Source organism: Vibrio sp. 10N.286.52.C3 (assembly GCF_041468865.1).
GTDB classification, from domain to species: Bacteria; Pseudomonadota; Gammaproteobacteria; order Enterobacterales; family Vibrionaceae; genus Vibrio; species Vibrio crassostreae_C.
On record NZ_JBFRJM010000017.1, the window covers coordinates 37,760 to 61,127 of the forward strand.

Consider the following 23,368-nt stretch of genomic DNA (forward strand, 5'->3'; position numbering starts at 1 on the left):
TTTTATTTCATGCGACTGAGTGTTCTATGAATAGTTATACAAGTTGCGTGTATTTCAAAGGTCACATTGGCAAGTTTTACCTTGCAATCACGTATGTCGATGGTGGTGAATTTTGGCTGCGCTGAGAGCTTGTTAATCTGATTAACTGCTTGTACTGGTAAGGATATCCTCTATGATGCAAAAACTTAGAAGAGAATAGATTCTGCTCAACAATATGGAGACGTTGGATGAAAACAGAGTACTTAGGCGATGTTTTACAAGGTAGGCAGGTTATTGGCTCCTTGAATGTTGAAGACCTACCCGTTGGAGAGCACCAGTTTTGGTTTCAAGTCACCAGTGATGGGCTAGGGCAACCTAAGAACATGCCGGTTTCTGTTTTCAAAGGCAGTCAAGAAGGTCCTAGTTTGATGATCACCGCCGGTATTCACGGTGATGAGCTAAACGGAGTGTTGGCTGCACAGCAAATTATCAGGGACTTAGTCGGTAAAACGCTCAAAGGCACGGTAACGATTGTACCTACTGTGAATCTGTCTGGCTTGCTGAACCATAGCCGTGATTTCATCTCTTCGGATCCGGGTTCTTGCCCTGCTAATCTTAATCGACTCTTTCCGGGTGACGCGAATGGCTTGGCTGCGGAGCGCTTTGTTGCGTCTTTGTGGGAGCGTTTGCTTAAGCATAATGCCACCTTCGCCGTTGACCTCCACACTCAAACTCGTGGCGCAGTTTATCCACTTTATGTGTTTGCTGATTACCGCATAGAACAATGTTTGGATATGGCGAGGCTGATGCAGCCCGATTGTGTTCTGAATGACCCTGGTGACCCAGGTATTTTGGAAACGGTTTGGAATCGAAGTGGAATTCCGAGCATCACGGTGGAAGTTGGGATGGGGAAATTTACTCAGCCTGACATGATTCAACGAGCGGTAGACGGTGTTTTTAACATGCTGTCTTATTATGAAATGTTCGAGGTTGAAATAAATCATCCCGAGAAAATGCAGCTGCCGAGTATGGATTGGATAGAGGGTAATGATGTGGTTTCTATCCGCGCTGATATTGGTGGTTTCGTATTGCCGCAGGTTGAGCTTCTGCAGAGCGTAGAGCAAGATGATCTGTTGGCTATTCAATATGACGCTTTTGGTAATGAGTGTCGCCGTTATCACGCGCCGTCTGCCGGACGTGTCCTTAGCTATAACGTGGATGCGTTAAGGGAGCCGGGTGCGCTTGTTTGTCGTTTGCTAAGTTAAGGCTCAGTCGGTTTGACGTTTCCGTGTTAATGCACTGTGTTGTTATCTAAAACACGTAAAAAAAGACCGAGCTAGGCTCGGTCAAAGGACAGTTGTCTAGAGTAAGCACGTCTTGGACTCATCGAGAGAACTGCTTTTAGAGTAGCGAGGCTAGATTAAGAATCCATTGCAAGATAGTGACACTTCGACTGCTTTTCTGTTTCAAAAATAATATTGAAAACATTACCTTAAGCTCATCAAAAGCCGACTGTGAGTTACGCAGGTCGGCTTTTTATTCACTTCTCTTTCGAATTTTTATCTCTATCTACAGTCGATTAAAAAGCGTCATCCACGATATCTTTAAGTCGGTCGTAAGGCACATACCCTGGTAAAACATTTCCGTTCATCATCATGGTTGGAGTGCCCGTTAAGCCGAGTGCACTGAACGTTTGATGGTTAGTGGTTAGAACCTGGTTTTGTTCGTGAGTTGTTTTTAATTCCGCCTCTGTTCCCGTCTTCTTGGCAACGGCTTCTAGTGAGCTTTTCGAGTGAATACCGCTTTTCGCCATCAGCAATCTATCAACTTCAGGGAATGCTTCTGGGTTATCTTTCCATACTTTCATCGCGTATAGCGCCGCGTTGGTGTCTAGCCCCGCAACTTGTTGTTGCTTAAACGATAAGTACACGTTGATCACTTTAATGTCGCTGTTTTCAGAGGCTAATTGAACCAAGCCTTTTTCCAAGCGCTTACAGTAAGGGCAGTTATAGTCGGTAAAGTTAATGATGACCGATTTGCCATCCGGATTGCCCGTGATTGGGTGAGCGTCATTGTTGTACAACCAATCATGGCTTCCTGCTTGAGCTTTCTTCGATTGTTCTTGCCCTGCTACGTACTGCTCTAAGCTGGTATGTAAGCCAGAGATCGTAGAAGGGTTCTCTTTCAGAAATTGGTTAATCTCTTCAAGTTGCTGGGTTTGTTCTGTGCTTAACTCAGCGAAGGCAGTGGTGCTCATTAGTGAGCCTAAAATCAGTGTACTAATCAGATGTTTTTTCATGCTATTTGTTCTCTAATTCTTGATAATCGTGAGCGCTCATTGGGTCGCGCTCACGGAAACTCTGTTCGTTAAACGGGCTAAATCGAGTTATTCACCTTTCTTTGCTCTGTTTTTCTTTGTAGCGAGTTAGGCAAAGTAGGTTCTCAACCAAAGCCCTATCGGGGAAGTAATGCCTGTTGCGATACTGCTAATCTTTCCATCTTTGATGATGACGATGCTTGGAGTGACATTAACGCCCCAACTTCTGCTGATAGATCCAGAAAGATCATTGATCACAGGGAAGTCATACTCTTTCGCCTCTAAGTAGCGCTGAACACGCTCGTCTGGACCAGACGATAGAGCGACCGAAACCACCTGATGGGAATCACTGAAGCTATTGACGGTTGGGCTTACAAATTTGCAGGCGCCACACCAAGTCGCCCAAAAATAGACAATGACTGGCTTACCATTTTTGCTTAGCTCGATAACATCAATATCTTCGCCTTGGAGCGATTGACCCACAATTGGAATCGCGTCGCCCTGAGGCATGCTTCTGCTGTGATAAAAGTCCATCGCAAATGAAACCACGCCAACGATCAATATCATTGAAACCAGTTCCTTTCCCCACTTCTTAAGACGACTTGGCTTTTTGGCCTCACCCTTTACAGCGTCGTCTTCAATCGTGCTAGATTTATCTTCATTGTTGGGAGTCTTCATCAGTTATCTCGCAGCGTCGATGGCTTGAACGACAGTGTCACTGTTGAGAATGACAGGCAGTGGAATACCGCTTTTATAGCTCGGGCCGTAGACGATATTAAATGGCACACCAAATCGCCCATTACTTTGTAAGTATTGAGTGACACTTTCACTTGGTGTTGTCCAATCACCTTTCATCAAAACAATGTCTTCTTGCTGTAGGTGACTGTAGACAGGGTCTTGAAGGATGACGCCGATCTTGTTGGCTTTACAAGTGATACACCAATCAGCAGTCACATCAACAAACACCGTTTTGCCTTCATCAACGAGCTGAGGGATTTGCTTCGCATCCAGCTTTTGCCAAGCGAGATCGTCAACAATCGGAGTCGCCCAGTTATCAGCGGTGACACTACCGACGATCAATGCAGCACCAAACACCAAGGTTGTGGTTGCGACGATAGGAATAAGTACCTTGCGGCCCAACTTACGGCCAATCCAAATCAATACTGTAATCACGATAAACAGTGACAACAAGATCGTCGGGAATTTACCAATAAATGGGCTCATTAGGCTTGCTAACCATAGACTGGTAATGAACATCATTAAGCCAAATACCAGCTTAACTCTGAACATCCATGCCCCAGGTTTTGGAAGCAGTTTTGTAAGACTCGGGAACAGCGCGAAAATCAACCAAGGTGCACTCATACCGATGCCGAGTGCGATAAAGATAGCCCACAACTCTTGGTAGCTTGCCCCAAGTGCATAAGCAACTGCGGTTCCTAAGAACGGAGCACTACACGGCGTTGCCAACAGCGTCGCAAACATGCCTTGAATAAAGTGGCCTGAATGTGAGTCATCACCTTTGGTTGCCATCCAAGTGTTTAAACCTGATGGTAGTCTGAATTCGAATAATCCAAGTAGATTAATCGAGAACAGCAAAGTGATGATCAGCATGAACCCGATGAACCAAACATTTTGGAACTGGATTCCCCAACCAATCGCATTGCCACCCATTTTTAGAACGGTCATGCCAAGGGCTAGGAATGCAAATGATGTAATGACACCTGACGCAGAAGCTAAGAATGAGAGTCGGATATGACGATTAGATGCGCCTTGGTTTTGAATGATGCTGTTTAGCTTCATTCCTAATACAGGCAGCACACACGGCATAATATTGAGGATTAAACCACCAATTAAAGCGAAGCCTATCATCGCCAAAAAGCCGTTGTTGCTTGTTTGGTAAGCGATCGGTTCTGAGCCAACTTTGGCCGTCATCTCTTCGGCGAAATTAGTGTCTGAAACGGTGACACTCACGTTACGGTCCGTTAAGTCGACTTCACCTATCCAGTTGCTCACATCAAATACGGCCGTCATTGTATTGTCTGTGATGTGGACGCTTGGTTGAGAGAAGAAGTCATCAATCACTTCTTGCCCGTCAATCAACACCATCGGCTTATCCCAGCCATTTTTACTTGTCAGCTGAGTAACCAGTTGCTGCTTGCTCTTGTCCCAAAATAGACCATTGACTGAAGTGCGATTAGCTTCTCGTGGAGATTGGCTCATGCCTTGGTTGAACAAGAACATCGCTTCTTCATCGAGCGCTAAAGTTTGTGGGTCAATCGGCAGTTCGATATCGTAATCGGTTAACACACAGATATTGGTACACGACGGAAAGGTAAACGATGCCCTGAATATCGCAGGCTTCGTGTTGTCTTTCAGGGATAAAGTGACAGGAAAGCTGACATGTTTTTTGTAGCCTAACGTCATGACGTCAAGCTGCTCGTAGTATTTAGGTATCGGCCAGTGCCACTCTACTGACTCAATGTTTGTTGAACCAGACCAGTCCCAGCTTGGCGGAATGCCACCTTCGCCTGGGCTGCGCCAATAGGTTTTCCAGTCGCCGTCGAGCACGACATCGAGCACGGTTTGGATCTTAGAGCCGTCATCCGACTGTTCACCCGTCGACATCATTCGCATTTTAACAGGCGGATGCTCAGGCACACTAAGCCAGCCCGTTGTCTGTGCCAAGGCGGTAAATGACGTCATAACCAAAAGGGCAGTGACTAAGGTTTTCGCGCATGTACGCATAGAGAATGCCAATGAATCGACAAACTTAGTTAGTAGTGTGTTGTACACAAATGTATCTCCAAAAAATAAATAAAAGGGTGTAGTAGCCCGGTTATTTACTCTCTAAATATACAGTGCTTTAGATGCAATCGGTGTTTTGTCGGTCGAGTAGAGCGATGATTGTCTCTAGATAATCTCGAGATGTGAGGAGGTAAGTTAAACGCAACAGCAATAATAAGTACGAATGGGATCAGCCAGCCGGTTTTTGGGGCGGCAAAGGTCAGCATTTTTGAACTTAGGCTGCATGAACTTGAATTGGGGGACGTTAACATTTTTGAGGCTTCTAAGCCGAAAACACTGGCGTATAGAGTGGCCATTTTTTCTGAAGAAGCGATGTCGGTTTGAGGGTTACTGGTTTCTGTATGAGTTTGTGCGCCAACTAGGACTGATTGACCATTAGCGGATGCAGATAACGATACTTTCTTTACGGCCAGAGTGCTCGCCAGACAAGTTACGATAACCAGTCCGGTAAGGAAGAGCGCCCAAAGCGAATGCTTTTGTCGGCGGTTCTTTGTGGATAAGAAAAGTAGTGATGTGTTCAGCAAATTAGTCAGTAATCAAATTTGTTATTAGTTAAAGCCAGCTCATTGAATTGTGGCTAGCTTAGATAAGTTCTCTTCGCGCCACAAGTCATAAAATGGTTAAAGTGAAACTATGTATAAACGCGGAAAACGGCAGGTACACGATAAACGACGCATAAACACCAATTCACGCGAATACGACCTAGAGTTCTAGCTAAAGTTCACAACAACTGAAAGTTATCGCTAATTATTCTGTATCGAGTGGTCTAACCAAGATGAGGCGATACAAAAAAGCCCAACAGATCGTCAGTGAACGTGTTGGGCTTTAATCATTGGTGCTATTGGAAAGGCTTAGTGAGTGCGGCGAGGGCCGTTACGTACCAAGTCTTTACCGTTATCAAACACCTCTTTGGTGATCCAGCGAGCAAGCAGAACTTTGTGGCTGCTATTGAATACAGCAACGAAGTGACGACCATCTGAATTATTGGTTGCCATGCCTACACCTTCAACGCCTTCAAGGCCTAAACCGCCAGCTTCCACTGAAATTAGGAATTGCTCTAGTTCTTCTAGAGACTCAATAATATCAAGTTCGTTGTTCATTTTTATGCTCTCTTGCTGTGAGCCAACATCGTATTTAGGGCGCTTTAGTGCTGTGCTCGAATGAAGATATTGGCTGTTGTTCTTTGTTGGATGCGTACTCTACAGGTCATAAGAGGGGATTGGAACTCTCAAATATTAGAAGCAGGCTGATAATTTGCGAATTTTTAACATAACATACGTTTAAATGCTTGTTATCCATATTCTTTTTACTACTATTTATAGGGTCAATTTAGACAGTGATAGGAATTAATATGATGAAGGTTTGGCGTTGTCTATTGTTAATGTTGGCGTTTGTCGCATTTGGAAGTTATGCGCAGAGCGTTGAGAAAATCGCAGAAGTACAAGATCAGTTAATGCTCGATCTAGCAACATTAGAAACGGCGCATGATGCTGAGAAGCCCTTTCTTGAAGATATCTTAAGGCGTAAGAATCAGGGCCTACGCGAAGAGATTTTTTCACAGCTATCGTCAGATAAAAAAGAGGGGCTGGATGTCACTCTTGCTCAGCAGGTCGAACTGCTACAAAAATTGCTGTCGTTGAATGAAACTAAAATCGTTTCAATGAGTAAAGAAAACCGTTCAGCTGAAGGTGACGCTAAAAAACGCCTTGAATTGCGTATTCAAAAACGAATCGGAATGATGGATGTCTATTATCAGCAGCTTGCTAAGACATTAGATTGGTCGAAAGAGCGTGATGTTGATGTTGCGGTTCCTGAAGGTGAGCTCAAAACGGCACTTGTTTCTCGTTCTCAATATCTTACTAATGCAATTCTATACACGGATACACAACGTCAAGATTTAGAACGCCGGTTATCTTATGTAAGTGAAGAAGAGAAAGCGACGATTAAAACTGAGCTTGAACGCTTCAGTGAGCGAACCAGTGTCATGGTGGCGAGCTTAGAAGAAACCATCACGCTAATGGAACCGTTTGGCGTGGATGTGACTTCGTACAAACGTGTTTTGCTAGCGACGACAGGTGACATTAACGCCGATGTGTTGGATGTTGATGTTGCACTGGAGCTGTTGGATGGTTGGCTTCGTTCGTTCAGTTCATGGGCTTTTGAAAATACCCCTTCTTTTATCGTTAAACTTGCTCTGTTTCTCGGTATTTTGTATGTAACTCGCCTTATTGCTAACGTGGCTCGCAAAACCGTTCGTAAGAGTGTTTCGCACTCTAAAATGGACTTCAGTGTATTGATGCAGGACTTCTTTGTATCCATCGCATCTAAAGCGGTCGTGTTTATTGGTTTGCTTATCGCACTGTCTCAAATAGGGATAGAGCTAGCACCTCTTCTTACTGGTTTCGGTGTAGCCGGTGTCATCATTGGTTTCGCATTGCAAGACACACTATCTAACTTTGCATCGGGTTTGATGATCTTGATCTACCGTCCTTATGACGTCGGTGACATGGTTAAAGTGGCAGGCGTGCAAGGCACGGTAAAAGACATGAGCTTAGTATCGACGACTGTTCAAACCATTGATAACCAACGCTTGGTGATCCCAAACAACAAGATTTGGGGTGACGTGATCAACAACATCACGGCAGAACGTGTAAGACGTGTTGATATGGTTTTCGGTATTGGTTATTCAGATGATATCGATAAAGCGAAAGCGGTATTGAACGACATCATTCTTGCACACCCTCTAGTGTTGAAAAAACCAGAGCATATGATCAAGCTTCATACCTTGAATACGTCTTCTGTTGATTTCGTAGTACGACCTTGGGTTAAGACTGATGACTATTGGGATGTGTACTGGGATGTAACGGAAACCGTGAAGAAACGCTTCGATGAAGAAGGCATCACGATTCCATTCCCTCAACGAGATGTACATATTTACAATCACGAAGAGAACTAAACGAAAGATCTAGTATGAAAAGCTATTACGAAAAAGCTAAGCATGGCTTAGAGCCATCATTCTTAATGTGATATCAAATGGACGCTGAACAAGCGTCCATTTTTATTGGTTGCCGCTTATGTTGAGCTTCATTCTTTTATGTCACTCAACCACCTTAGAATTACGTTATGATGGGGTAGGCTTAATCTGGAAAGTTGAAATCGAATGGACGATTCACAGCAAAAAACGAATACTAGAAATACAACGGTAAGAAAAGCGACGCGAATTGAAAGTGTTATGAACTCTGCGATGTGGCATTTAACTCAGAGAGACATGACGGAAAGCGAGTTAGTGGCGAAGCTCAAAGTGAAAACCGACAATCAAGAATGGATCGATGAAACTCTAGGGACATTGAAAGGCTTCGGGTATCTCAAGTCTGACCAAGTGTTTGCAGAACAATTCGTGGAACAAGCTTTTTCTGGTGAATTTGGTTCTCGATATATTGTCGAAAAACTGAAGAAGAAGGGTCTGACGGACTCTATGATTTCTGATGCGATTCATAAGGTGTCCTTCGAAAAGTCTATTGATGAACAAACCATCTTGATAGAACGAATCAACCACTATTACTCAAGCTTTACTATGAGCCGTGAAAAGCTAGTCGCGACCCTGCAAAAGCGTGGCTTTAGCTATCAACAAGTTAAGGTAGCGATTGACCAGCACCCACAAGCGCATCAACTGAAAAGTAACATTCAAATTAAGGCCGAGAAAGCCGATTTGGAAAAAGAGGTGTTGAAGTATGCTCGTAAAGGCAAGGGCCTGACTGCCATTCAGCAAGAGCTTAGGCAGCGACAAATCGACACAAGTGAACTGTCATCGCTAATCGAACGATTGATTAACGAAGAGCAACTAGACTTCTATTCTTCGTGTTTAGAACAGTTACAGAAGAAATCTTACGATCTAAATGATCATAAAGAACGATCCAAGGCTTACGCGATGCTAAGTCGAAAGGGGTTCTCTTCTGACGAGATCAAATTTGCATTGAGTGAAGATAACGAATAACTAAGCCGGAAAAATTTCCTATTGTAGTATGTTGGTTTGTCCTAAGTAACTATTGGACATTTCCAAGTTACGATAGTCAAAACACTATAGCCTTTCGGATTACCTTTACTATTGCTAACTAACGGTTGGACACACTTTTCTCCGCTAGGCTTAAGGTGCTGCATGAAAACTGCTATGAACCGTCTTGAACAAACGATAATTTGAACTGCCACATTCACGTAATACGCAAATTTCGAATTGTATTGGCGTAGATATTTTTAACCCCCAACTCCATCTTGATGCGAGCTGAACTATTGGCAGAGTGGATTCTTATTTTTGGTGGTTGGAAACGATTAACAATAACCTGCTCTTCAATCCACACAACGACGTCATAGCCAGTCCCGTGCGTATCATCTCCAAGATCGTGGTCTAAGCTAATTTCTTCTACCTCTCCAGACTGGAGCAACTTTATAGCCTCTTCGGGCCAATAGACTCTTTTCCATCCTTCTGGAGCTATTCTTTCATCATCAAGATAGACTTTCATACGCTCACCATAATCAATAGACATATTTATGCCGAGAACGATTAATTTACAAACGACTTCCAGACCAGTCTGTTCTCGATCTCAATCCAGATCATGTCGGTGCAGTTTTGAAGCATTTTCTATATTATCCAACATCTTATCTACGATATCTCGAGTCGCCCAATGTAGAGAAACTCGTTCGTTTTCTATCTTCAAATAACCATGAGGATGCGGTGACAGAGTAGAGATATTTTCCAGCAATGAGTCTAACAAATCGCCGATTACATTCCTTGCTTTAGTGTATTCGGCCGTTTCTTTATGGGTCAAACGCCAACTCCTATAGGTAGCCATATGGTATGGCGGCTTTTCTTCTAGAGTGCCGAAGAAAACATAACCCTTGGCTTCCTTCAGCTTTGGATAGATATCGAGTACTTCGAAGATAATTTGCTCTTGTTTTTTCATAACTAAGTCAGCATTGCTCTTAATAGCAAGTAGGATATCGATGTGAGCGACACCTAATGTCTTATTGATGCCTCCTCGGGCGAGACGTTACATGACGTCTGTCAACGTAATGTTACCTAAAGTACTAAATAATAAAGAATAAATTTAAAAGGATAGGCCACAATATGAGTGACATCGCTCAGGAGCGCAGAAGAAAGAGTGCTATTTTAAGAAACTTAGTTATGGTTGATAGCATACCTGTTTACCCTCAACAAGGCTCAACAACCGCAGCTATTCATCGCACCTTACTTGATGAAGGGTATGAGATTTCCAAAAGAACGGTTCAAAGAGATCTTGAGAAGCTTGCTGAGTGGGCTGCTTTAGATTATGAAGACGATGAGCGAGGGTATCGACGTTGGTTCAGGGATTTAAAGAAGCCAGACGTAATGGATGTTGTACCTGCCTCAGAGGCTTTCCTTCTTGTGCTGTCGGAGAAACTACTTCGTAAAACAGTTCCAGTAAATTTATCTGAGAAACTCGAAGAGTGGCTTAACAAAGCCGACGCAAAGTTATCAGCAAAGCACTTGTTTTCAAACTGGAAAAGTAAAGTTAATGTAGTTTCAGATAGTTATCCTCTTATCTACGATGAGTGTCATATTGATGAGGAGTACAGAAAAGTTATTTATGATTGTGTTCTCAATGAGGAGCAATTACAGATTTCGTATCAATCAAACAAGTCAGAACAGTCAAAAGATTACACACTAAACCCTCTTGGTCTGATAATCCGAGATCAAAGTCACTACCTAGTGGCGACGAAAGATATAACTCCTGAAGCGCCTCAGCTTTTTTTATTCCACAGGATCTTATTTGCTGAGAAGCTGTATCTGGATATAACAACACCAAAGACGTTTTCAATTGAAGATTACTTTGCGAAAAACCCGACTGGTTGGCTACTCGGAGACAACGTTGAGGGAATTATACTAAAGGTAAAGGGTTACGCATTAGATGTACTGACTCACAATAAATTAGCGCAAGATCAAGTCTTGGAGCAGTACGATGATACATGGTGGAAAGTAACGTTTTCATGTTACCCCACCTACGACTTGATAAGCTGGATACTCAAGTTTAGCCAAGATGTGATTTGTGAGGCACCGAGCGAACTAAGAATTAATGTATTTAAGAGACTAAAACGCTCTTTGGACAACTATAAATAGAGGATATATGGACACCATCAAACTCAAGACATCTAGCAGTATGACGTTGCCAGAGGATACTCACATGGTAACTCAATTTACACAGTGGTTTCTCGATATTCAAGATAATGCAATTCAGGAAAAGAAAGCTAAAGCCAAAGCAAAGGGAGATGAAAGTCAATGGCAGAAAGAGATCTGGAAAAGTCCTGAAAAAAATGCCGCCATTAAACATAGATTTCGAGACGAGGGAGAGCGATTAGGTTTTAAATCTCGACCATCCTACAAAACAAACGCAGGTGAATGGTTATATGACTTCGTCTGGCGTGAGTTCGATGATAATAACCACTTGAAACGCGTTGCTCTTGCTATGGAAATTGAAGTTTCTGATCAAAGCTTTGTGTATGACTTCAACAAGCTACTTCAGGCTGAATCTAGATATAAGATCATGGTTTTTCAGGTCAAAACTGAAGCTGAGGTTGAAGCAACGTTTCGGGTGCTACAAAAAGCAGCGGCCATTTATGAAACCCGAGTCCCAAGCCATTACTTACTTGTAGGGTGGTGTACTTCAAACAACTGCTTCTCTTTTTTAGACTTCAAGAAAAATTGTAGCGAGTAAACGATAATAGTCTCACCCAGACGAATGGCGGCAAACGTTAGCTGTCGCCATTATGCTTGTCGATACTATAACAAAACTTGCTTTGCATAAGCTTCCAACATTAAAAAATGTTGGTCAATGTAATCGTTGTTGTTTAGTGAAGAGTAACAACTCTAAGTTGAAAAGGGGCAAAAATGAGTTATGTCACTACTCATTTTTGCCTTTTTCATTAGCATTAAAACTCAATCTATCGACCGTATTGCTCAATAATAAAGTGCTCAAAATCATCACACATTTGGTCATTCGACTTTGCATTATTCGCTAATTCAGTTGCTCCATCAACGATCGATACCTTCGCATTCAAATCCGCGACTGGTGCACGTTCTCTTGTCGACAGCTGTTTGATTTTTTGCTCCTCAATCGCCCAAGCCTCCTCTGGCGATAAGTTACACTCGTCAGCGAGATATTTGGCATTAAAACCTTCCCCAGTCAGGCTTTCGATTGTACCGTTATGGTTCACGCTATTGCCTTTATGCCAATAGTGTTTCGCCAACAAAGGCCCGATCTCTGGGTTATCTGTTAAGTAACCAAACTTGTCGGTGAAATAAGCTCGTGTTTGATACACCGCCATATGAGCCAATAGATAACCTTGGTATGAGCAAGATGCTTCATCAGACAATAAGTGAGGGATCGCCATCAGTGGACGAGGGCTGCAAGACAATCCAAGAATTGCCTTTTCACTGCTACGAGCAAGTGCCGTGATTTTTTCAGGCGTGAGGTCTTCATCAGCTAATTCGTACAGGGCTCGCTCGAAATATGGAACCACAAGAATGCTGCGTTCTTGGTAAGCTCGGAAGGGCTGTTTATTGTCGATGATGGCTTTAATTAGATCATCTGGCACAGGTTGCCCGTCCGCATTTAGAGCGTACTGTTTTAGCCAGTCAGCGTCATTTAACAAGCTGTCGCAGAACATGGATTGTGTTTCAGCATAAGCCATCGAAGTCGGCGCAAACTCTTGAGAGAAACAAGGGGCGTTCATTTTTACATTAGCAAAATGCGCCGCGTGACCACCTTCGTGAAATAGTGTGTTAATCCCATCATAGCCACTGCCTATTTGATCGGGCTTAGCGTTGCTAGTGAAATTAACTTGGGCCGCAACCCAAGCATCTTGGTCATAGAAAGAAGGGATAGGGCCATGGCAGAAGCCATTAGGGTATTTTCCTTTGCGATCAAGTAAATCGAGTTTCAATGTCGCTTGAGAGTATTCAATGTTGAGGCGACCAAAAGACTCTATCCAGCGTCTTAATGATTTTGAGAACGGAACATACGGGTCAAGGTCATTCATAACATCACCAGCGAAAGAGTAGGTGAAGTTATGAGCTTCGAGTGCACTTTTGCCTTTCTGCTTAGCTAAGTTCGCTAGGCTTTGTTGATGGCTATCACGCGTGCGTGCTTCGAAGTCATCCAGAATCGTAAACAGTTGTTCTGTCGTCATCTGTTCGGTTTTTACCACCGAGTAATCAAAGAAGGTTTTAAACCCCAGTGATTGAGCAAATTGGTTACGTTTTTTGATCAGCTCAATAAAGCCGTTAACCAGCAGCCATTGCTCTAAATCTAATAATGCTTGATGTGCAGAAAGCCTAACTTGTTCATTACCATTACTTCTAACGGCTGAACCTAAAACGGGCAGCGATCCTTCTGTTTCATCACCTGTTTCATTTACGTAAGTCATTACATGATTCTGTTTTTTCTCAAACAGTTCAGCCTCAAACTTTATGAGATCGGATTTAAGCTTCTGTGACTGCTCAGACTCAATAGCGTGAGATCTAAAGGTCGCCAACCAACCATTCAAGCCTGTCAGCGTACTCTCTTTTTCGAGAGGATCTTGAATTTCATCAATAGCAGCGAGTTGCGTTTCGATAGCAGTAATCTGTTCGGCAGAGCTTAGAAATTCCGTCCACTGAGTCTGTGCGAGTGTCGAACCATCGTGGTCGTCACTGATACCCATATATGTATCCCAAAAGAAGTCTTCTTTCGCTTTATGAGTCGCAAGATACTTTTGATTCAATTGGTTGAGATAGTTCGTTGCAGTCATGACATTCCTTGAAATTTAACCAGTAATTTCAACATTATGACACATTCATTGAATGTATTTTGTGACGATAGATATAACTGAATGCAGTCACAGCCTATCGGTTTTCTTTACAGCGTATTAGTGATAATTAACTGTTAATGGTTTGTTGTTTGCTAGTATTAACTAAAGAGAGTGTGCTGATTTCTCCGGCTTTTTATTGAGTAAATTGATGTTCTCAAGGTCAGCGTTTTTGTAAGGAAGAGGTTTAGGATGGATCCTATTTTATATATCGAAGTTGGTGGTGTTGTGTGGCAAGTATTCCCTGATGGGACTTGGCTTCAATTACCTGCTACGCAGCCAAAAGTTGAAGGCGTGCAAGTCGTCAGCATTGAACCTCAGAATTTACAAGAGGCTCAGCCCCTAACCGAACCACAAATCGCCGCAGTTGAACAACAGTTGGAAAAGGTGGTCACCGAACTCGTCAACAACATTGAAAGCGCACCTCAACAGCCTAACTCAGTAAATGATCAACCTAGTTCCAGCGCCTCTTTTATTGCTTATGTTCGTTCCACCTTAGATGAAACGCTCGCTGAGGCGGGTTTTGATACGCGTCCTGCAGAATATGCCGACGAAGATACAACCTCGAATGAGGGTAACCTTGATATTCTGTTACCTAGTGCACTATTAACCGTTGATATTTTGGATGGTGGAGACGGTTACGAAAATCAGTTTGAAGTACCAAGTGTCACGATTACGGGCACGGCAGTGGATGTTCGAGACGGGCGTACCGTTGTTCTGACCATCACTGATGTTAACGGAAACACAGTAACCACCACAGCCATCACAAGCGATGAAACGTATGTCGTCAATGGCGTCGACCTCTCTTCATTGGAGGAGGGGGATCTTCAAGTCGATGCTGTCATTGCTGATGATTTTGGCAATAGCATTGCAGCTAACGATTCCACAATCAAAGACACATTAGCCAACATTGAGGTTGACTTCGATGGCTTTGGTGATGAGTTTTACAATCAATTTGAAATATCGAATGGGGTGCTAGTTGGTACGATTGCCAATGTAGAAGATGGGCAAACCATCAACATTTCAATTACCGATAGCCAAGGAACGATACAAGAATACACAACGGAAGTATCCGGCGGAACTTGGACTCTGACTCTTCAAGACTACTCAAGCTTTGCAGAAGGTGAGCTAACCGTTGTTGCCAATACTATCGATATTGCTGGAAACCCTACAACAGCGACCGACACGATCGTGAAAGATACGCTAGCGGACATCACCGCTGCGGTTGATGATGGTGGCGACGGTGTCCTCAATAGCTTCGAAATTCAGTCGGCTAAATTCTTTGGTACGGTACAGAACGTAGAAGATGGCCAAACGGTCAATATTCGTATTTCTGACAGCACAACGAATGTCATTGTTCTGACGGCAACTGTGATTGATGGTGCTTGGTCAGTTGAAGGCGTGGATCTAACCAGCTTTTCCGATGGTGGCATTCAAATTGAGGCTGACACTGTTGACGTTGCCGGTAACCCTGCTTCTGCAATAAATAGCGCAGGGCAAATTGATATTGATACTGTTTCGCCTGTTATAGACATTGATACGCTAGACGGTTTTAGTATTTTGGCATTTCGTGGCGGCCAACTTACAACCATGCAAGGCACAACCAATGTTGCCGAAGGTCTTCCTGTTTATATTGAAGTTAATGATGGCTCTCAGACTCTTGTGTTTGAGGGTGTTGTTGATGCATCAGGTAATTGGGTTGTTGAAAATATAGATGTCTCGTCCCTAAACTTGGCGTCAGAATGGACGGTTGATGCCAAAGTTTTCAATACGGTAGGCAATCAAGCTATCGATGATATGCCAAGCATTATACTGCCCGAGTCGGTTGTGTTCTCAGAAACTGTTGTCGGGATTTTTGGAAATCAAACTCAGACCTCTGATATTCGCATCGATTATGCGGACTTCTCTTTTAGCGATGATCAAAGCATCGCAGAGTCACTAACTTCTCAAACCCTATCGATAACCGTTGCTGTATCGGCTGATAAACAAAGCCTCATTGGCACACGAAGCGATGGGCAAAAAGTATTCGATGCGTCAATTTCCGGCAGCAACGTAAATATCAATTTTTATAAGGCGATTGATCAGGAAGCTGGGTTAGATTCAATTCTGACGGCTTTGCTCATCGAAGGTTTGCAAACCGATGCTGATGGTACAACGGAGTTAGTGATAGGACGTTTACCTATTGTCATCAAAGATTCTGAACCTCTGGTTTTTGATGAGTCTTATCAAATGATCGAGGGTGAGATTGCGTCAGGGAACGTGTTGAATAACGACATCGATTTGGATACTCAACTTACGATAAAAAGTGTTGAAGTTGATGGTACGACCAAGACGATTGTTGGTGGCTCTCCGGTTTCATTTGCTACTAGCGAAGGCACCTTGACCGTATTTGCGAATGGCCACTGGACGTTCGTCGCCAACAGGAATTTGGACCACACAGTTGATCAGAACATCACCTTCAACTATGTTGCTGGCGACATCAGTAATGATTTCGGAAACGGCACTGCGGTCATTGATATTTTTGATGGTGATGCAGGGCTAGTTGTTGATGGGACAACGACCAGCTCTGAAGGTGATGTGTCTGATGGAATTCAAACTGTAGTCGGCCAGTTTACCGTTTCCGCCGGATCAGATAATCCAGATCCCGCTTCTATTGTATTTAATGCTAATACTCTGGTGCAGTTAGACGCCTTGGGCTTGACGACCGGAGATGAGAACTTTCCTCTAACCTACACGTTAGCGAATGATGGTAAAACGATTACCGCACAAGCAAATGGTGAAACGATATTCACGCTAACGTTGAGTGCAGTCGCTAGTGGTATCGATGTTCTAGCAGATGTCACATTAGTGTTAGAACAGCCTATCAACCACCTGTTCAGCAACGACTCCATCACCCTGCCACTTATTATTGATGGAACGGATTTAGATGGCACTTCTTTAAAACAAGGGCAATTCGACTGGATCATCCAGGATGGAGCCGACCCAATATTAACTTCAACTAGCAATGCTGCTGTGGACGAATCAGATCTTATTCACGGCAGTGTTTCAGATACTGGCACTTTCAATCTCAACGTCGGAAGTGACTTTGTTGAGTCTGTATTTTTTGATGTTGGAGATCAGCCGCAGTTGTTTAGTGGGGGTGTACAGATCATCTATGTGGTCTCTGCAGACGGAAATGAACTTACTGGTTATGTTGGCTCTGAAAGTGCTGAAAATAAAGCGTTCACCTTGAGCTTTACCTCTCTGTCAGGTGAGACCGATACTGATGTCACTTACACCTTTGAACTATTCAAGGGCCTCGACCAAACGAATGGAACCGACCAAATTCCTTTTGTCATCACAGCAAAAGATGATGACAACGATGAAACTCAATTAACCTTGAACGTCTCGATTACGGATGGTGGGGAGCCTACGATTGGCTCTGGCATGGTCGAGTTGAGTGAAAACCCTGTTGCTGATACAACCCCGTCTGGTGTTGGAACAACAGCGAGTGCAAGCTTAGCCGTGAGTGCGGGCAACGATCCACTCGTGTTCTTGGGGTTAGATGTGACAACTGGCCAAGCCGTTCTTGATAGTGACGGTGAGGCGGTGACACGTAATGGTGAAGCATTGTCTTGGCGAGATAATGGGGATGGAACGTTTGATGCGGTATTGTCGAATGGCGATGCTGTTTTCCAAGTGAGACTTCCTGAAGATTTTAGCTTAGAAGCCAATGGTTCCACGAATGTCACGGTTGAGATTGATTTGTACCAGTCAATAGACCACGGAACCGGTGTGAAGGACACAGAGCTGTCGATTCCAGCCTCAATCGTCACAATCGATTCAGACGGTTCACGAGATACACAAGAATCTGATATTAAGATTTACGATGGTGCAAACCCTAAAATTACTGTTATCGGAAGCATTTCTGTTGATGAAGACGGTCTGCTTGGAGACAGCGAACAGGTTGGTGTTGAAGATTCTAGCCCTTCGTTAGGAATAATCGAAGGTTCCGATGATGTTGTCTCTGTGACGGTCGACACCGCTGCGTTTGATGCACTTTCATATTCGAGTGCAGGGAAAGACATTTCACTGCAAGCTGTCGATTCTGATGGTTGGTATTACGGTCAAGATTCTGATGGAAACAATATATTTAGGATTCGTTTTAATACTGACGGGACAACAGAGTTCGACCTTTATGCACCTCTCGATCACGCCAATGCTGATGGAGAGAATAATCTAGCCCTCAATTTTGAACTGGTGGTCAACGATGCGGACGGCGATAGCTCTGATCCGGCAATTTATTCTGTCAACGTAAAAGATGATGTGCCGACTGTTCGAGATGGTTCTATCGAGTTAGTTGAGGGAGATGATCTGAGTGGCCAATTCCTCACCGAAGAGTTTACTGGGGCTGATGGTGCCGTCATTGTTAGCTTCGAATATCGTGGTGCTACCTACACTTTTACTGATGCAATTACGTCAATCGAGATTGATTTGATTAATAGTTTTGATGGTACCGTGTATGGTCAGTTTACGCTTCACTCAGATGGTCGCTATCAATTAATTACAAATCAAAATGTAGCTACAAATCCAAATGATCCTAAGTTAGTGGATGAAATTGAGTACCTAGTCCGAGATACAGACGGCGATGAAGTCACTAGTAGTGCCACACTTGTTCTAGATGATAACGAAGGCTTTATCCGTTATGAAGATTCGGAAACCACAGAAGACAATGACGCGATTATCGTTGTAAGTGTGGCAACCGGCGATGTCGACCAAAGCGAAACCGTTACTGCTATCGAGTTCTCAGAAGCATCGCTAAACGGTGGTAGCTTGTACCTTGATGGGGTGTTGCTTCAAGTTGTAGACGGCAAGGTCACCTTGTCTGGAAGTCAATTGGCAGCGATTGATAGTCAGTTCACTGGGCCTAATGGACAGTTGACTTATCGTCCCGCGCTTCATGAATCCAATACCACCTCAACGGTTATCCTAGCGATCAACGCAATCATTAGCACTGATACGGATCCTAAAGAACTGACGGCTGATGTTGCAGTGTCTGTTTTACCGGTGGCTGATGCACCGGATTGGTCGGCTTCCGTATTCTCCTATCATTCAGTAGAAGATGACTCAGACCCAGTCAGTTTGGACATAACAGCTCAGCTGGTGGATCAAGATACGTCAGAAACATTGAGCTACCAGATTAGTGGGATTCCTGACGGCTTGAATTTGACGTTAAATGGCAACGCAGTTAAAGAAGGGAAATCTTACACACAGGCTCAGATTGATAAAATGGAAATCAGGGCTGACGACAACCTAGCGGGTCGCTTTGAGTTTGAGATTACTGCGGTTGCAACAGAGTCTGGCAATTCATTCGCTGACCCAGATGATAAAACGGCAAGTATTGTACATACCGTTACTGTCGATATTTCACCTGATGCTGATACTCCTCATGTGTCTGTTAAAGACTACAAGGGACTAGAGGATGAAGCTATTTACCTCAAAGACGTTATTGAAGGCGCTTTGGCGGACACCGATGGTTCTGAATCGTTAAGTTATATTATCCAAGTTCAAGATGGCTGGTCTGTTGAAGGTGATGGTACCGCAAAGATAGGCAATAATTCCTATTCAGTCACTGCCGAAGCTATCGCCAATGGTGTTGCTTATATCCAGCCTAAAGAAGACATCAGTTCCTTTACTGAAGATCTGTCAATAGACGTAACAGCAATAGCGACTGAGTCGACGATCGATTCACTTATTCCTATCAATGGGCAAGCGTCAAGTGATACAAAAACCATCAATATCTTTTTGAAAGGTGTTGTGGATGAACCTATCGCGGTAGACGGTGGTAATGGTCATTGGCAATACGACAGTGACAGTAAAGTCATCAGCAACCAATCGGTCTTGAATGAAGATGGGTTAATACAGCTCGACTTCCTCATACAAACGACGGATGACGATGTTTCAGAAGAGATCAACATACTGCTTACTAACATTCCTGAAGGCACTTTGCTGGTGGATGCGTTGGGTGAACCAGTATCGCTGACGATTGCGTATGTTGATGATGTGACAGGGCCCGTATTCCAAGTCTCTAACGCTCAACTGGATGATCTGTATCTCAAGCCAGTTCTTGATTTTAGTGGTGAATTAGAACTCACCGTTATTGCTATCTCAACTGAGCCCGATGGTGATTCGGGCGAGTTTCCTATGACACTTAAAGTAGAGCTAGCGCCGGTCGTTGATCAAGAAGACGGTCAAGTGGTCAGTACTCAAGGCATCGAAGACAGTCAAATCGGCCTGAACCTTGAACCTTCAGTGAATCAGGATATTGATGGCAGCGAATCCTTGACGGGATATGTCATTGATAGCCTACCTGCAGATCTCACTCTTTATTTTGATGGGAGTGTTATTCAGGTCCCAGCTTCAGGCTTAGATTTGGATACTCTACTGGACTCAACAACGCCAACGCTTTCGGATCTTCTAAGCAGCGGCAGGCTTTCTGTTACAGCGACAGAAGATTTAAGCGGAACATTCTCAATTCCTATCACCTATGAAGTCACGGATACCTCTCCAACTGGTGCAACGGATATTAAAGATATTACCGGATCCATTAACGTGACTGTCGATGCTCGTGTCGAGCTAGATACTCGATTAGAAGGCTCTACAGAGCTGTTACAGAGTACAGATGGCTCGCCTGTTGATATCTCTAACGCCGTGACGTTCGTCGACGCGGATATCGATGGGTCAGAGTACCTCGATTATATTTTGATCGAGATTCCCGACGGCTATTCGTTGATTGTTGAGCACCCTAATGGTGCCGCTCAAGATAGCTCTGGGAATTGGATCATATCTGCGGATGGGTTAACGAGTGACTCTTTCCAAGAACTCGCAGCGTACATTTTAGATAATGCGACGATTTCCAGCCCAAGTGATACTCCGGTACTGGATATTGTGGTTCGTGCTCGTGTGATTGATGGTGATGATGCGAGATATATTGATGCGACTTTCCCGCTGCAAATTACTGGTCATGACGGCGGTGGCGGTTCTTGTGACCCTGTTGGCCCACCAAGCCCGATTCAACCCGATGGCGAAATTAAAACACCTGAAGGGGAAGATATTGATCTCACTGGCTTGCTAAACACCGATGTTGGCAGTGATCCAGACAATGAAATCTCTTTCTATATTCCTGCCGATTCACTTCCTGAAGGCGTTGAGATCTCCGGTGATGGTGTGATTGCTGAATACGATGCTTCTGGTGAGATCGTCGGTTATTCAATCACTGCAGATGGACTTTCGAAACTAACGTTAACGGGCTTGGATGAAGATTTTGCAGGGTGTATTGATTTCACCATAGAGACAATTGAGACCTCACCATGTAGCGGTGATACGGTGACGACGGCCCAAACCATTAGTATCCAAGTTCTGCCTGTGGTCGATGACATTACGGTTGAAGCCGACTCCACAACCATTCAAGAAGACATCGCGACAGACCTTAACCTTGAACTGGTTCTTGGTGATAGCGTTGAAGATGGACAATTAATCACTGGTGAAGGCAATAGCGCTACCGGTAAAGAAACCGTTAACTCTCTAACGGTGAGCATTTCGAATGGAGCGACCTTGTCTGAAACTCCAACTGACACCGGGTTGTTAGTTGATAATGGCGATGGGACTTGGACGGTCACAGCCCCTAGCCGTTTGAGTGATGTGTTAGTTACGCCACCTGAGCATTACAGTGGTGAAATTACCCTCACTGTGACAGCAAATATTACCGATGAAGCGGATTGCGTGACAGAAACGGATACGCAAGATAAAACGACCGTAGTCACGATCACCGTTGAGCCAGTCGCTGATGCGGCGAACTTGGTGACAGAGGATATAGTCGGCGACGAGGATAACTACATTTCATTGTCATCACTTAGCGCAGAGCTGATTGACCAAGATGGTTCTGAAAACATGTCGCTTTCGTTGAAGGGAGTTCCTGAAGGCGCAGTTGTCGCGATTAAAATCGGAGACAACTATGAGTTGGTTCCAAACAATGGTGCTGATGGCGGTACCTTCGATGGAAACCCTACCTATGAGTGGCAGTTAGATCCAAGTCAGTTATCTAATCTAGTCATTCTGCCACCAAGAGACTTTAGTGGTGACATTAATCTGTCTCTAGAGGCGATTACTCAAGAAATTGGTACGACGGATATCCGTTATACACAATCTGAATTCACTGTAGGTGTTAACCCTATAGGTGACAAAGTTGAGTTCTTCGATTTACCTGAACAGCTCACTGGAAGTGAAGATGATGGCATCGTGATTCCTCTTGATGCCAATAGCTTTGAAACTAACAGTGATGAGTTTTTAGCAATTACGGTAACAGTGAATGGAACTTCGGACCCATCAGGGTTAGTTGGGTTAGACCGAATTCGAATTGGATCAGAAACCAGTTCTTTCACCAGTGTTGGTGGCATCATACAGGCGACGATCCTCGTTAAAGCAAGTTCTGTTGATGAGCTCGAATTCTTTGCAGGCGATGCGTTTGGAAACCTCGATATTACGATTACCGGCCGAACGGTTGATCAAAATACGGTACTCGGTGAGTTAGTGGTCGACACGGGTGACCCGAGCTCGCAAGACATGACGCTTATTATCACACCAGAGCCTGATGCACCGTTATTGAGCGTTGAATATTCTTCGATCGTGGCAGAAGCAAGTGGCACGATTCCTCTTGGTTTAGACCTTTCTCTTGTAAACCCTGCTGATTCAGAAGTGGGCTTCATTACAATTCATGATATTCCCGCAGGTTTGACGTTCTCACACGGCTCTATGGTCTATGGTCAATATGTGGTGGACTTGGCAGATGTGCCTAACCTAGCGATTACCGGGGGCTACAACAGTGGTGATCAATTTGACCTAACGATAGAGCCGTCTGCAGAGATAGGCAATAACCAAGCGGTCGGGTTACCCCAAACCGTATCGATTGAGTTTGTCGCTGAAGGGGATTCTACGATTACCGCGACAGATGATAACGATCTGTTGATTGGCGGTACAGGCTCTGACAATTTTGTGTTCGCATCTTCAGGCTTAGGGAGTGCAGAAGCACCAAGCTACGATGTGATTCAAGATTTTGATGCGTCTCCAGACACTGATGCAATTGACCTCTCGGGTATTTTGGGAAGCCTAGGGCTTAATACAGGGCTAGGGGCAACACAATATCTAGATTTAGAAGAATCTGGTGAAGGTGTGACCATTTCTATTAAACCTAATGGTGACGAAGACGTTCAACAAAACATCTTGCTAGCTGATGTCACGTACGACGATCTGTATCAAGGTGACAGTAGCAGTGCATTAGAAGCACAAATTTTACAAAAAATGATAGAAGACAATAATTTAACGCTGTAAGTTAGATGTACAGTCTATAAAAGG

General features: G+C 43.9%; 13 protein-coding genes. 6 read left to right on the top strand and 7 right to left on the bottom strand.

Going from position 1 to position 23,368, the window contains the following annotated elements:
* The first annotated feature begins 227 nt into the window (after window positions 1-227).
* A complete protein-coding gene (locus AB4138_RS07385) occupies window positions 228-1,244 on the top strand; it encodes a succinylglutamate desuccinylase/aspartoacylase family protein (RefSeq protein ID WP_372305480.1) in 1,017 nt (338 codons plus the stop codon).
* A gap of 314 nt (window positions 1,245-1,558) precedes the next feature.
* On the opposite strand, the gene AB4138_RS07390 is transcribed toward AB4138_RS07385, so the two are convergent.
* The 4 genes from AB4138_RS07390 to AB4138_RS07405 all read right to left on the bottom strand — a co-directional run bounded on the left by AB4138_RS07390 (window position 1,559) and on the right by AB4138_RS07405 (window position 6,201).
* Window positions 1,559-2,278: a DsbA family protein gene (locus AB4138_RS07390; RefSeq protein WP_372305483.1), complete on the bottom strand. Its 720-nt coding sequence runs from the start codon at window positions 2,276-2,278 to the stop codon at window positions 1,559-1,561.
* A gap of 126 nt (window positions 2,279-2,404) precedes the next feature.
* Window positions 2,405-2,974 (bottom strand): protein disulfide oxidoreductase, encoded by a 570-nt coding sequence (locus AB4138_RS07395; protein ID WP_372147759.1) that lies wholly within the window; start codon window positions 2,972-2,974, stop codon window positions 2,405-2,407.
* 3 nt (window positions 2,975-2,977) lie between these two features.
* Window positions 2,978-5,041, bottom strand: a complete 2,064-nt coding sequence (locus tag AB4138_RS07400; protein ID WP_372305503.1) for a protein-disulfide reductase DsbD family protein — start codon at window positions 5,039-5,041, stop codon at window positions 2,978-2,980.
* A gap of 911 nt (window positions 5,042-5,952) precedes the next feature.
* Window positions 5,953-6,201, bottom strand: coding sequence for a hypothetical protein (locus AB4138_RS07405; protein ID WP_017062732.1), 249 nt, complete (start codon window positions 6,199-6,201; stop codon window positions 5,953-5,955).
* 251 nt (window positions 6,202-6,452) lie between these two features.
* Here AB4138_RS07405 and AB4138_RS07410 point away from each other — a divergent pair, with 251 nt between their 5' ends.
* Together AB4138_RS07410 and AB4138_RS07415 are read left to right on the top strand one after the other, a co-directional pair.
* Window positions 6,453-8,057 (top strand): mechanosensitive ion channel family protein, encoded by a 1,605-nt coding sequence (locus AB4138_RS07410; protein WP_017062731.1) that lies wholly within the window; start codon window positions 6,453-6,455, stop codon window positions 8,055-8,057.
* Window positions 8,058-8,261: 204 nt separating this feature from the next.
* Window positions 8,262-9,095: a RecX family transcriptional regulator gene (locus tag AB4138_RS07415; RefSeq protein ID WP_372305486.1), complete on the top strand. Its 834-nt coding sequence runs from the start codon at window positions 8,262-8,264 to the stop codon at window positions 9,093-9,095.
* A 214-nt stretch (window positions 9,096-9,309) separates the two neighbouring features.
* On the opposite strand, the gene AB4138_RS07420 is transcribed toward AB4138_RS07415, so the two are convergent.
* Window positions 9,310-9,642: a cyclic-phosphate processing receiver domain-containing protein gene (locus AB4138_RS07420; protein ID WP_372155788.1), complete on the bottom strand. Its 333-nt coding sequence runs from the start codon at window positions 9,640-9,642 to the stop codon at window positions 9,310-9,312.
* 57 nt (window positions 9,643-9,699) lie between these two features.
* Window positions 9,700-10,059 carry a hypothetical protein gene (locus AB4138_RS07425; RefSeq protein WP_372155789.1) on the bottom strand — a complete coding sequence of 120 codons (360 nt, stop codon included), beginning with the start codon at window positions 10,057-10,059 and terminating at the stop codon, window positions 9,700-9,702.
* A 164-nt stretch (window positions 10,060-10,223) separates the two neighbouring features.
* On the opposite strand from AB4138_RS07425, the gene AB4138_RS07430 reads away from it, so the two are divergent.
* Together AB4138_RS07430 and AB4138_RS07435 are read left to right on the top strand one after the other, a co-directional pair.
* Window positions 10,224-11,252: a helix-turn-helix transcriptional regulator gene (locus AB4138_RS07430; protein ID WP_372155790.1), complete on the top strand. Its 1,029-nt coding sequence runs from the start codon at window positions 10,224-10,226 to the stop codon at window positions 11,250-11,252.
* Between the two features lie 7 nt (window positions 11,253-11,259).
* A complete protein-coding gene (locus tag AB4138_RS07435; RefSeq protein ID WP_372155791.1) occupies window positions 11,260-11,847 on the top strand; it encodes a hypothetical protein in 588 nt (195 codons plus the stop codon).
* A 226-nt stretch (window positions 11,848-12,073) separates the two neighbouring features.
* Here AB4138_RS07435 and AB4138_RS07440 read toward each other — a convergent pair whose 3' ends face one another.
* The gene (locus tag AB4138_RS07440) at window positions 12,074-13,921 is read right to left on the bottom strand and encodes a M3 family metallopeptidase (protein ID WP_372147763.1); all 1,848 of its coding nucleotides are present in this window, start codon (window positions 13,919-13,921) and stop codon (window positions 12,074-12,076) included.
* A 249-nt stretch (window positions 13,922-14,170) separates the two neighbouring features.
* On the opposite strand from AB4138_RS07440, the gene AB4138_RS07445 reads away from it, so the two are divergent.
* Window positions 14,171-23,344: an RTX toxin gene (locus AB4138_RS07445; RefSeq protein WP_372305490.1), complete on the top strand. Its 9,174-nt coding sequence runs from the start codon at window positions 14,171-14,173 to the stop codon at window positions 23,342-23,344.
* Window positions 23,345-23,368 lie beyond the last annotated feature (24 nt).